Raw genomic sequence first — 12,507 nt, forward strand, 5'->3', positions numbered from 1 at the left:
GTGCCGGCTCCGCGGGCAGCGGCGAACGCTCCCCCTGCACCGCTGCGAACACCGCGGTGACCACGACCACCAGCGAGAGAGCCAGCGCGCCCACCAGCGCGCCGAGCGCGAACGTCTGCACCCGGCGCGAGCGCACCCAGGAGCCATCGACGCCCGTGGGCGCGGGCGTGGGCGTGGCCGTAGGGATGAGCGGCGCCGGGGTCTCCGGCCCGCTCGAGGGCGTCGACTCCATCGGGATCCTCGGGCGGTGAGCGCGTGCGGGGGAACACGCGAGCACTGATCCTACGCGAGCGGCTCGCGACACGCCCTGGCCCGATGTCGGCGATCACGACGAAGATAGGAGGGATGGGCGACGTGCTCGAGCGGTTCGGTCCTGCGACGCAGGACTGGTTCCGTGGCGCCTTCCACGCCCCCACGGACGCCCAGAAGGGCGCATGGCAGGCGATCTCGGCCGGCAAGCACGCCCTCGTGGTCGCGCCGACCGGCTCCGGCAAGACGTTGTCGGCGTTCCTGTGGGCGATCGACCGCGTGTTCCACGACAAGGTGGCGGCTCCGGCATCCGCCTCGCCCGTTGGACGGAAGAAGAAGATCCCGGATGCCGCGGCCCCCGCCACCCGGATCCTGTACATCTCTCCGCTCAAGGCGCTGGGTGTCGACGTCGAGCGCAACCTCCGATCGCCGCTCGTGGGCATCGGCCAGTCCGCACGCCGCCTCGGTCTCACGGTGCCTGACGTCACGGTGGGCGTGCGCTCGGGCGACACGCCGGCGGGCGACCGGCGCAAGCTCGTGCAGCGTCCGCCCGACATCCTCATCACGACCCCCGAGTCGCTGTACCTCATGCTGACGAGCCGCGCCGGCGAGACTCTGCGCGACGTGCACACGATCATCGTGGACGAGGTGCACGCCGTCGCCGCCACCAAACGTGGCGCGCATCTCGCGGTGAGCCTCGAGCGACTCGACGCGCTCCGCCGCTCGTTCGCTCCCGAAGCGCCGCCGGCCCAGCGCATCGGCCTGTCGGCCACCGTCCGGCCGATCGACGAGGTGGCCCGGTTCCTCGGGGGTGCCGAACCGGTCGAGATCGTCGCGCCCCGTTCGACCAAGGCGTTCGACATGAAGGTCGTCGTGCCCATCGGCGACATGCTGAATCCGCCCCCGCCGCCGAGCCCGTATCGGTCCGACGATGAGGCATGGGCGGATACGGATGCCGCGTCCTCGGCGGATCCGCCGGGCGAGGCGATCGACGAGGACTGGTTCGCCGACGGCTCGGGGGCCAAGGCGGGTTCGACGGGCGATCCGCGCCGCGCGGCCGGCGCCGGCGAGACCGAGATGACCGGATCGGTGTGGCCGCACGTCGAAGAGGCCATCGTCGATCGCATCCTCCTGCACCGCTCGACGATCGTGTTCTGCAATTCCCGGCGTCTCGCCGAACGACTCACGGGCCGTCTCAACGAGATCTACTCCGAGCGGCTCGGGCTCGAGCTTCCCGACCAGGCGGTGCCTGCGGCGATGATGTCGCAGGCGGGAGCGACGGCCGGCGCGGATCCCGTGCTCGCGAAGGCCCATCACGGGTCGGTGTCGAAGGAGCAGCGCGCCCAGGTCGAAGAAGAGCTCAAGTCGGGCGTCCTGCGATGCGTCGTCGCGACCTCGAGCCTCGAGCTGGGCATCGACATGGGCGCCGTCGACCTCGTGATCCAGGTCGAGGCGCCACCCAGCGCAGCATCCGGACTGCAGCGCATCGGACGCGCCGGCCACCAGGTCGGCGAGGTCAGTCGTGCCGCCCTCTTCCCCAAGCACCGCGGCGACGTGCTGCACACCGCGATCGTGACCGAGCGGATGCTGGCCGGGCAGATCGAGGCGATCGCGATCCCGCAGAACCCGCTCGATATCCTGGCGCAGCAGACGGTGGCCGCCGCCGCGGTCGGGCCCGTCGACGTGGAGGGGTGGTACGAGACGCTCAAGCGCAGCGCGCCGTTCCGCTCGCTCCCCCGCTCGGCGTACGAGGCGACACTCGACCTGATCGCGGGGCGGTTCCCCTCCGACGAGTTCGCCGAACTCCGCCCCCGCGTCGTGTGGGACCGCGACCTGGGTGTGCTCACCGGACGCCCGGGCACGCAGCACATCGCCGTGACCAGCGGCGGCACGATCCCCGACCGGGGGCTGTTCGGCGTCTTCGTCGCCGGCGAGTCCCAGAATGCGCGCGTCGGAGAGCTCGACGAGGAGATGGTCTACGAGTCACGTGTGAACGACGTGTTCACGCTCGGCACGACGAGCTGGCGCATCGTGGAGATCACGCACGACCGCGTCAACGTCGTGCCCGCGTTCGGTCAACCGGGCAAGGTGCCGTTCTGGCACGGCGACGGCATCGGCCGGCCGGCCGAGCTCGGTGAGGCGCTCGGCAAGTTCTCCCGCGAGGTGTCGACCGCCCAGCCGGAGAAGGCGCAGTCGCGCCTGCACGACGCCGGCCTGGACGAGTACGCGCAAGACAACCTGCTCGCCTACCTCGCCGAGCAGCGGGAGGCCACCGGAACCCTGCCGACCGATCGTCAGCTCACCGTCGAGCGCGGGCGCGACGAGGTCGGCGACTGGCGCGTGATCCTCCATTCCCCGTACGGCATGCAGGTGCACGCACCGTGGGCGCTGGCCGTCAATGCCCGCATCCGCGAGCGGCTGGGCGTCGACGGATCCGCGGTCGCCAGTGACGACGGCATCATCGCCCGGATCCCCGATGCCACCGCTGAGCCTCCTGGCGCCGACCTGTTCGTCTTCGATCCCGACGAGCTCGACCAGATCGTGACGGAGGAGGTCGGCGGCTCCGCGCTGTTCGCGTCGAGGTTCCGCGAGTGCGCGGCCCGCGCGCTGCTGATGCCGCGGCGCAACCCCGGCAAGCGCACCCCGCTGTGGCAGCAGCGGCAGCGGTCGGCGCAGCTGCTCGAGGTGGCCCGCCGGTACCCCACGTTCCCGATCATCCTCGAGACGCTGCGCGAGGTGCTGCAGGACGTCTACGACGTGCCGGCGCTCCTGCGCCTCATGCGCGGCATCGGCGAGCGGCGCATCCGCCTCATCGAGACGGAGCCGTCCCAGCCCTCGCCGTTCGCCCGCGACCTGCTGTTCGGCTACGTGGGCGCCTTCATGTACGAGGGCGATTCGCCGCTGGCGGAACGCCGGGCGGCCGCCCTCTCGGTCGATCCGGCGCTGCTGTCCGAACTGCTCGGCAAGGTCGAGATGCGTGAGCTCCTCGACCCCGACATCATCGCCCAGTTCGAGCGCGAGGCGCAGCGGCTCGATCCTGAACGCCGTGCGCGCGGCATCGAGGGCGTGGCCGACCTGCTGCGGCTTCTGGGCCCGCTGGACGCGACCGACGCGTCGCTCCGGCTGGAGGCCGAGGTCGACGGCGCCGTTGACCGCGACGGTGATGCGCACGCGACGGCGGCCGCGGCATCCGCTCTCCTCGATGCGCTGATCACGTCGCGTCGCGCGATCCCCGTGACGATCGGCGGGGTCACCCGTGTCGCCGCGATCGAAGACGCCGGACGGCTGCGGGACGGACTCGGCGCAGCCCTTCCGGTCGGAATCCCCACCGCATTCCTCGAGCCTGTCGCCGACCCGCTCGGCGATCTGATCGCGCGATACGCGCGCACACACGGACCCTTCACGGCGGATGCCGCTGCCGAGCGCCTCGGCATCGGCGTCGCCGTCGCCCGTCATACTCTGCAGCGGCTCGAGTCCCAGGGCCGCGTGACCAGCGGCTTCTTCCTGCCGGAGGCGGCGACCGCCGACGGCGGATCGCGCGGCGACGAGGCGGAGTGGTGCGACACGGAGGTGCTGCGGCGGCTGCGGATGCGCTCGCTCGCCGCGATCCGCGGCAGCGTCGAGCCGGTGCCGCAGCACGCGTACGCGCGGTTCCTCCCGGTATGGCAGCACGCGACGCGGCCGCTGGAGGGCATCGACGGCGTCGCCGCGGTCGTCGAGCAGCTCGCCGGCGTGCCGATCCCCGGGAGCGCGTGGGAGTCGCTCGTGCTTCCGGGTCGCGTCGCCGACTACACGCCCGGGATGCTCGACGAGCTGACCGCCACCGGCGAGGTGCTCTGGTCGGGTCACGGCACCCTGCCGGGCCGCGACGGCTGGATCGCGCTGCACAGCGCCGACTCCGCCGCGCTCACGCTGACGGTGCCCGACGATGCCGAGGAGATCGCGCCGGGTTCGCTCGATGCGCAGCTCCTGGCCGCGCTCGAAGGCGGCGGCGCGTACTTCGCCGCGCAGCTGCGCCAGAGCACCGGCGCCGAGAACGAGCAGTCCGTGGTCGACGCGCTGTGGCGGCTGACGTGGGCGGGCCGGATCACGAACGACACCTTCGCCCCGGTCCGCGCCCTGGTGTCGGGAGGCTCCCAGGCGCACCGGGTGAGCCGGCGCACGCCTCGCGCACGTCTGTACCGCGGCGCGGCTGTCCGCAGCGTCGCCGCCTCGGTACCGGCCCGTCCTCCGGCGATCGGCGGACGATGGTCGCTGCTCCCCGCCGCCGAGCCCGACGCAGCCATGCGGGCCGCAGCCACTGCCAGTCTGCTGCTCGACCGCTACGGCGTCGTCACGCGCGGTGCCGTGCAGGCCGAGGGCGTGCCCGGCGGATTCGCCCAGACCTATCGCGTGCTGGCGGGCTTCGAAGAGGCCGGGCATTGCCGGCGCGGCTACGTCATCGAGAAGCTCGGGGCGGCCCAGTTCGCCGCCTCGGCGACGGTCGACCGGCTGCGCGAGTTCGCCGGGCTGTCCGACCCCCCGCCCCTGCGCGCCGTCACGCTGGCCGCGACAGACCCCGCCAACGCGTACGGCGCCGCGCTCGCCTGGCCCGCGCTCGAGGGCGTCGCCCACCGCCCCGGACGCAAGGCCGGCGCCCTCGTCGTGCTCGTCGACGGGGCGCTCGCGCTCTACCTCGAACGGGGCGGGAAGTCGGCGCTCGCCTTCACCGGCGACGAAGCGGTGCTCGCCTCCGCTACGCGCGAGCTGGCGGCGACCGCGCGGGCCCGCCGCCTCGACACCCTGACGATCGAGCAGGTGAACGGGGCGTTCGTCTACGGCACGGCGGTCGGCCGGGCGCTGCGCGATGCCGGCTTCGTCGAGTCCCCGCGCGGGCTCACCCTCCGCCGCCTCACCGCCGGCGACGCCGCGCGTGAGGCCGCCCGTGCCTGAGGGCGACACCGTCTTCCGCACGGCCCGGCGCCTCGACGCCGCACTGGCCGGTGCGACCGTGACGCGCTTCGAACTGCGCGTGCCGCAGGCGGCGACGGTCGACCTGCGCGGCGAGATCGTGCACGGCGTCGTCGCGCGCGGCAAGCATCTGCTCCACCGCATCGGCTCGTGGACGCTGCACACCCACCTCAAGATGGAGGGCGAGTGGCACGTGTACCGGCACGGCGAGCGGTGGCGAGCGCCGGGCTTCCGTGCGCGGGCGGTGATCGGCGCGACCGCGCCGGACGGCGCCGAATGGGAGACGGTCGGCTTCGACCTCGCCGACATCAAGGTGGTTCCGACCGCCGACGAGGACCAGCTGGTCGGGTATCTCGGCCCCGACCCGCTCTCGGAGCACTGGGACCCGGTCGAGGCCGCCCGGCGGCTCGCCGCAGACACCCGGGCCGTCCACGTCGCGCTCCAGGACCAGCGCAACGTGGCCGGGTTCGGCAACGAGTACGCCAACGAGATCCTGTTCGTCCGCGGCATCCTTCCGACGACACCGGCTGATGAGACGGATGCCGCAGCCATCGTGGACCTCGGCGCACGAATGATCCGCGCCAACCGCCATCGGTCGGGCCGCACCTTCACCGGCGACGAGCGCCCCGGACGGTCCACCTGGGTCTACCGCCGCGAGGGCCGGCCGTGCCGGCGCTGCGGCACCCTGATCCGCGGCGGAAGCCTCGGTGCAGACCCCACGCGGGAGCGCATCGTCTTCTGGTGCCCGGACTGCCAGCACTGACCCGGCTTCCAGCACGCTTTGATCACGATGCCGCACGGACGGATTGTCGGCCTCGGCCGCGGCACCCGTCGTGCTCGGCACGCACACCGTTGAAACACCGCGGTTCCCTGGCTGTTACACAAGTCCGGACGAACTGTCGCGCCGCGGCCTGCCGGCCCCTCGATCCGTCTGGTTAGGAGTCGGCCGCATTGCGGGTGCCCACGTCCCCCTATTGAATACTCGACACACCCGATCGGCCGTGCAGCGTTGCGCGGCCCGCACCAGAAGGACCCTCACGAGGTGACGATGTCCACAGGCACGGCGACCGCAGCGGCAGCAGACCCCGCGGAGCAGGTTCCCAGCGAGACCGAGGCCGCGCGCGGGGCAGTGGTCCTTTCCGGGATCACCAAGTACTACGGCGAGCAACTCGCCGTCGACGACCTTTCGCTCACGATCCAGCCGGGTGAGTTCATCTCGCTGCTGGGCCCCTCCGGGTGCGGCAAGACCACCACGCTGCGCATGATCGCCGGCTTCGAACGGCCGGATGCCGGCGACATCCGCATCTCCGGACGCTCGGTGCTCGCCGCGCCGCCGTACAAGCGCGACGTCAACACGGTCTTCCAGGCCTACGCCCTCTTCCCGCACCTGTCGGTCGCGGAGAACGTCGCGTACGGGCTGCAGCAGCGCCGGACCCCGAAGTCCGAGGTGCGCGAGCGGGTCACCCAGGCGCTCGACATGGTGCAGATGCGTCGGTTCGGCGATCGCAAGCCCACGCAGCTGTCGGGCGGCCAGCAGCAGCGCGTCGCGCTCGCGCGGGCGCTGGTGAACCGCCCCGCCGTGCTGCTCCTCGATGAGCCGCTCGGCGCGCTCGACCGGCAGCTGCGTGAGGAGATGCAGCTCGAGCTGAAGCTGCTGCAGTCGCGGCTCGGCATCACGTTCGTCTTCGTCACCCACGACCAGGGCGAGGCCCTTTCGATGAGCGACCGCATCGCGATCATGCGTGCGGGCCGGATCGAGCAGCTGGCCGACGCCGACACCGTGTACGCACGACCGGCCTCGGCCTACGTCGCGGCGTTCGTGGGGCAGCAGAACTTCTTCCGCGGCCCCACCGCCGAGGCGGGTGCGGCGATCACGTCGCCCCACGCGCTGGTGCGCGCCGCATCGCCCGTGCTCACCGGCACCAACCTCGGCGAGGCCGCCGTGCGGCCCGAGTTCATCGGGATCGCGAAGGACCCTTCGACAGGCTCAGGATCCGGGTCGGACGATGGCGCACGGACCGGCGCGAGCCTTCCCGAGGCGAACGCGGCGCGGGGCGAGCTGATCGGGGTGTCGCACCTGGGCGACACCATGCAGTACCTGGTGCGGCTCGGCGCCGACCAGAGCCTGATCGTGCGTCGACCGACGCCGGACGCCCCGCCGCTCGTCGTCGGCGACCGCGTGGTGTGCACGTGGGGCGCGCATCACGTGCTGCTGTTCCCGGCGGCCGACGCCGCGGCGGCTGAACAGGGCGGATACATCGCGCCCCCGACGGCCTGATTCGTCGGCGCCGACCGCGACGCACCACCTGACTCGAACCGCACGACCTGACTCGACCCGCACAACCCGACCCGCACCGTCCGACCCGAACCGCACGACCCGAACCGCAACGTTCGGCCCCGAGCCGCGGCATCCGCCTCTCCGGCTCCCGACCCGACCAGGAGTACCCGATGACCCAGCCTCGTACCCCGCTCCGCATCCTCGCCCCCGAGGCCGCCGCGCCCGCGATCGTGCGTGAGCTCTCGCGTCGCCGCTTCCTGAGCTTCGCGGCGCTCGCCGGCGGCACCGCCGTGCTCGCCGCATGCTCACCGGCCGGCAGCGGGTCGCCCGCACCGCAGGCGACCGGCGGCGACCTGGAAGGCGACCTCTCGGTGTACACCTGGGGCGACTACGACTCGCCGGACGTGGTCGAGGGCTTCACCTCCGAACTCGGCCCCAAGGTCACCCTCGACTCGTACTCGTCGAACGAGGAGCTGATCGCGAAGCTCATCGCCGCGAAGGGCACCTCCGGCTACGACATCGTCGTGCCCACCGGCGTCTTCATCCCGCAGATGATCGAGAACGGCCTGCTGACGAAGTTCAACAAGGAGCTTCTGCCCAACATGTCGAACATGGACCCGGCCTTCCTGGGCCGCGCATGGGACCCGGGCAACGACTACTCGGTCTGCAAGGCGTGGGGAACGACCGGCTACATCTACGACAAGACCGTCATCACGCGCGAGCTCGCCACGTGGGCCGACTTCTTCGATGCCGCGCAGAACGAGGCGAGCGGCAAGACGGCGATGTCGGACGACCCGGCCGGCATCATCGGCTCGTACTTCTGGGCCAACGACCTGGACTGGAACACGGAGGACCCCGACGAGCTCGAAGCGTGCCGCAAGTACCTGGTCGAGGAGATCGCCCCGCACATCTCGGCCTTCGACTCCTACCCCGGCACCAATGCCATCCCGCAGGGCACGCAGGTGCTGATGCAGGCGTGGAACGGCGACGCCCGGCTGGGTCTCACCGAGTCGAGCGAGCCGGATCGCTGGCAGTGGGTGCTCCCGGGCCCGGTGACCGAGCTGTGGATGGACAACTGGGCCATCGCCGCCGGTGCGCCGCACCCTGAGGCGGCCCACGCGTTCATCAACTACTCGATGGCACCCGAGAATCTCGCCCTGAACCTCGACTACATCGGCTACAACGTCGGCGGCAAGGACATGCAGGCGGCCGCGGAAGAGAGCGGCCTCGAGTACACCGACATGATCTTCTTCACCCCCGAGCAGCTCGAGACGATGCACGAGCAGGAGCTCAACGACTCGCAGACGACCCGCGTCTCGATCTACAACGAGGTGAAGGCTGCCGCCGGTGCGTAGTCGCTCCGCAGGAGCCGCGCTCGCCGTTCCGGCGTGGGCGTGGCTCCTCCTGTTCTTCGTCGCACCGGTCGCGATGGTGGTGTGGTTCAGCTTCGGCTACAAGCCCGGGGTCTTCGGCAGCCACGCGAACGACGTCCTGTCGTTCGACCGGTATGTCGAGGCCTTCTCCCCCACGTTCTTCGCGACGTTCCAGAACACGCTGTGGGTCGGTGTGATCGGTACCGTCCTCTGCTTCCTGATCGGGGCGCCGGTCGCGTACTGGATGGCGTTCAAGGTCAAGCCCGAGCGCCGCGGCATCCTCATCGCCCTGGTGCTGGTGCCCTTCTGGACCAACTTCCTGGTGCGCACGATCGGCTGGCAGGTGATCCTCGCACCCGAGGGCTGGCTGTCGACGCTGTTGCAGGGGGTCGGCGTGCTCGACGGCCCGCTCGACCTGCTGTACACCCGAACCGCCGTCATCATCGGCGTCGTCTACAACTACCTGCCGCTGATGATCCTGCCGCTGTTCGTCGCGTTCGATCGCGTCGGCCCGGCCCTGCGCGAGGCGTCGAAGGATCTGGGCGCCGGCAAGCTCACCACGTTCCTGCGTGTGACCCTGCCGCTGTCGCAGCCCGGCATCATCGCCGGCGTGCTGCTGGTGTTCATCCCGCTGATGGGCGATTACATCACCGCCACCGTGCTCGGCGGCGCGAAGGGCAACATGGTCGGCCAGCTGGTCGCCAGCCAGTTCCAGACCGCTCAGAACTGGGCGCTCGGCTCCGCGATGGCGGTGCTGCTGATGCTCGTGATCATGCTGACGATCGGAGCCTGCGCCGTGATCATCTGGCTCGTCTCGCTGCCCTTCCGCTCACGCAGCCGGCTGGTGCTCGGTCAGGCCGGCGAGACGGCGAAGACGGATGCCGCGGCCGCGACCCCTCTGGAGGTGACGACGTGACGCTCTCCACCGACGTGCAGACCGGCACCGCGACCACGACGGCGTCGCCGGCCGGGCAGACCACCCGACGGCCCACGCCACGGCGACGTGGGCGGACCTCGTGGTCGGACGTCGCCTTCGGCGTGTGGGGCGTGCTGGTGATGCTGTTCCTCTTCCTGCCGATCATCGTCATCGTGATCTATTCGTTCAACACCGGACGTCTGCTGGTGTCGTGGGACGGCTTCGGATTCGACGCCTTCGGCACGATCCTCGAGAAGCCCGCGATCCAGAGCGCGGTGCGCGTGTCCCTCATCACCGCTTTCATCGCCGCGATCATCGCGACCGTGCTCGGCACCCTCGCCGGCATCGCGATGGCGCGGCATCCCGGCAAATGGGTGTGGTGGTTCCTCGGCCTGCTGCTGCTCGTCTCGGTGACGCCCGAGATCGTCGACGCGGTGGCGCTGCTGCCCTGGATGGTGTTCCTCGGCCAGGACCTGGGCATCTCGATCTTCAACGACGGCATCGTGCGCCTCTCGGTCGGCTCTTCGCTGTTCGCCACCGCCGTGGTGTCGTACATCGTCCGTGCGCGGCTCGTGGGTCAGGACATGAACCTCGAAGAGGCGTCCGCCGACCTCTACGCGAAGCCGTTCACGACGTTCCGTCGCATCACGCTGGCACTGGCGATGCCCGCGGTGCTCGCCGGCTTCCTGCTGGCGTTCACGCTGAGCCTCGACAACACGATCGTCGCGGCCTTCGTCCAGGTGTCGGGCACGACCCCGTGGCCGGTCTACGTGCTGAGCGCGCTGCGCTCGGGCCTGCGGCCGGAGATCGCCGCCGTCTCGACGATCATGTTGCTGCTGACGCTCGTCGCGCTCGCACTCGTCGCGCTCGTGCTGAAGCGCGCCGGCGACTCGGCGACGCAGATCGCCCGCACGATGACCGGCGGCTGACCCGTTCCATCCCGTGAGACCGTGGCCACCCGCCCACACACCGGAGTTCCGGTCGCTGAGCCAGGCGCGCCAACCCTCCCGGTCGTCGAGCGAGGGAGCGCCGGCGACCGAGACGAAACACCCCGAACCCACAGGAGACCCATGCCCTACGCCGACCTCGTCTTCACCGGTGGGCCCGTGTTCACCGCCGACACGGTGCGTTCGCGCGCCGGCTCTGTCGCCGTCACGGACGGCCGCATCGTCGCCGTCTCGCCCGGCGACCTGCGCGACCTCGTCGGCCCGTCGACGGAGGTCGTCGACCTCGCGGGACGGATGCTGATCCCCGGCTTCCAGGACGCGCACGTGCATCCGGTCTGGGGCGGGCTCGACATGCTCCGCTGCGACCTGTCCGAGCTCGGCACGGCGTCGGAGTACCTCGCGGCGATCGGGGGCTACGTCCGCGCGCACGAGGACGACGAGTGGATCCTCGGCGGCGGCTGGCAGATGTCGGCGTTCCCGGGCGGCACGCCGACGGCAGCCGCCCTCGATGCCGTCACGGGCGACCGCCCGGCGTTCTTCCCCAATCGCGACGGCCACGGCGCGTGGGTTAACTCCGCGGCGCTGCGGCGGGCCGGCATCGACCGCGACACGCCCGATCCCGCCGACGGCCGTATCGAGCGTGACGCCGACGGCGGCCCGTCGGGGACCCTGCACGAGGGCGCGATGGCGCTGGTCAACCGTCTGCTGCCGGACGAGCCGCTCGAGCGGCTGACCGAGGCCCTCCGGCACGGACAGCGCTACCTGCACTCGTTCGGCATCACCGGCTGGCAGGACGCGATCGTCGGCTCGTACGGGGATGCCGGCGATCCCGGCCCCGCGTACCTGGCCGCGGCAGCCGATGGCACGCTCACCGCACGTGTGGTCGGAGCGATCTGGTGGGATCGCACGAAGGGTCTCGAGCAGATCCCGTCGATCCTGGAGCGGCGCGAGCGCTCCCGCGGCGGGCGGTTCGCCGCGAGATCCGTGAAGGTGATGCAGGACGGGGTCGCCGAGAACTTCACGGCGTCGATGCTCGAGCCGTACTGCGACGGCCACGGCCACTTCACCGACAACTCCGGTATCTCGTTCGTCGCGCCGGAGATTCTCAACGAGGCCGTGCCGCTTCTCGACGCCGAGGGCTTCCAGCTGCACTTCCACGCGATCGGCGACCGTGCGGTGCGCGAGTGCCTCGACGCGGTCGAGCACGCGATCGCCCGCAACGGCCGCAGCGACAACCGCCATCACATCGCCCACATCCAGGTCGTGCATCCGGAGGACATCCGCCGCTTCCGCGACCTCGGCGTCGCAGCCAACATGCAGTCGCTGTGGGCGACCTACGAACCGCAGATGGTCGAGCTGACGCTGCCCTTCCTCGGTGACCCGCGCAGCGCCTGGCAGTATCCGTTCGGCGACCTGCTGCGGCACGGTGCGGTGCTCGCCGCCGGCAGCGACTGGTCGGTGTCGACGCCCGACCCGATGGCCGCGATCCACACCGCCGTGAACCGCAGGGCGGCACCGGGGTACGAGGAGGGCGACTACGAGGACGCGTTCCTCCCCGAACAGGCGATCGACCTGGCGACATCGCTCACCGCGTACACGGCCGGATCGGCCTGGGTGAACCACCTCGACGACGTGACGGGCACGATCGAGGTGGGCAAGTATGCCGACCTGGCCGTCCTGGACCGCGACCCCTTCGCCGGGCCGGCCGACCAGATCGGCGCCACCCGCACCCTGCAGACCTTCGTCGAGGGCGAGCGCGTCTACGCCGCTCCCGACGCCTGACACGTTCCGCCG

At 71.2% G+C, this 12,507-nt stretch carries 8 protein-coding genes; 7 read left to right on the plus strand and 1 reads right to left on the minus strand.

From position 1 onward, the window contains the following. The coding region (locus ACI3KY_RS19105; protein ID WP_404931715.1) for a hypothetical protein at positions 1-232 on the minus strand (232 nt) is incomplete at its 3' end. 113 nt (positions 233-345) lie between these two features. Here ACI3KY_RS19105 and ACI3KY_RS19110 point away from each other — a divergent pair. The 7 genes from ACI3KY_RS19110 to ACI3KY_RS19140 all read left to right on the plus strand — a co-directional run bounded on the left by ACI3KY_RS19110 (position 346) and on the right by ACI3KY_RS19140 (position 12,495). Next, entirely contained in the window at positions 346-5,181 is a 4,836-nt protein-coding gene (locus ACI3KY_RS19110; RefSeq protein ID WP_404931716.1) for a DEAD/DEAH box helicase, read from the plus strand. Further along, on the plus strand, positions 5,174-5,962 hold the full coding sequence (locus ACI3KY_RS19115) for a DNA-formamidopyrimidine glycosylase family protein (protein WP_404931717.1): 789 nt from the start codon (positions 5,174-5,176) through the stop codon (positions 5,960-5,962). Before ACI3KY_RS19110 ends, ACI3KY_RS19115 begins: the two co-directional genes overlap by 8 nt. Positions 5,963-6,247: 285 nt before the next feature. Continuing rightward, the gene (locus ACI3KY_RS19120; protein ID WP_404931722.1) at positions 6,248-7,477 is read left to right on the plus strand and encodes an ABC transporter ATP-binding protein; all 1,230 of its coding nucleotides are present in this window, start codon (positions 6,248-6,250) and stop codon (positions 7,475-7,477) included. A gap of 170 nt (positions 7,478-7,647) precedes the next feature. Continuing rightward, positions 7,648-8,832, plus strand: a complete 1,185-nt coding sequence (locus ACI3KY_RS19125; RefSeq protein WP_404931718.1) for an extracellular solute-binding protein — start codon at positions 7,648-7,650, stop codon at positions 8,830-8,832. Beyond that, positions 8,825-9,766: an ABC transporter permease gene (locus tag ACI3KY_RS19130; protein WP_404931719.1), complete on the plus strand. Its 942-nt coding sequence runs from the start codon at positions 8,825-8,827 to the stop codon at positions 9,764-9,766. Before ACI3KY_RS19125 ends, ACI3KY_RS19130 begins: the two co-directional genes overlap by 8 nt. Further along, the gene (locus ACI3KY_RS19135) at positions 9,763-10,695 is read left to right on the plus strand and encodes an ABC transporter permease (RefSeq protein WP_404931720.1); all 933 of its coding nucleotides are present in this window, start codon (positions 9,763-9,765) and stop codon (positions 10,693-10,695) included. The genes ACI3KY_RS19130 and ACI3KY_RS19135 overlap by 4 nt, the downstream gene beginning before the upstream one ends. A gap of 141 nt (positions 10,696-10,836) precedes the next feature. Beyond that, on the plus strand, positions 10,837-12,495 hold the full coding sequence (locus ACI3KY_RS19140; RefSeq protein ID WP_404931721.1) for an amidohydrolase: 1,659 nt from the start codon (positions 10,837-10,839) through the stop codon (positions 12,493-12,495). Positions 12,496-12,507 lie beyond the last annotated feature (12 nt).

This window comes from Microbacterium sp. ZW T2_14 (assembly GCF_044987405.1).
Classification (GTDB): domain Bacteria; phylum Actinomycetota; class Actinomycetes; order Actinomycetales; family Microbacteriaceae; genus Microbacterium.

What these genes read in the sequence shown, in the direction of transcription:
- ACI3KY_RS19110 (WP_404931716.1), top strand. Translation starts at nt 346, where the DNA reads ATGGGCGACGTGCTCGAGCGGTTCGGTCCTGCGACGCAGGACTGGTTC.
- ACI3KY_RS19120 (WP_404931722.1), top strand. Translation starts at nt 6,248, where the DNA reads ATGTCCACAGGCACGGCGACCGCAGCGGCAGCAGACCCCGCGGAGCAG.
- ACI3KY_RS19125 (WP_404931718.1), top strand. Translation starts at nt 7,648, where the DNA reads ATGACCCAGCCTCGTACCCCGCTCCGCATCCTCGCCCCCGAGGCCGCC.
- ACI3KY_RS19140 (WP_404931721.1), top strand. Translation starts at nt 10,837, where the DNA reads ATGCCCTACGCCGACCTCGTCTTCACCGGTGGGCCCGTGTTCACCGCC.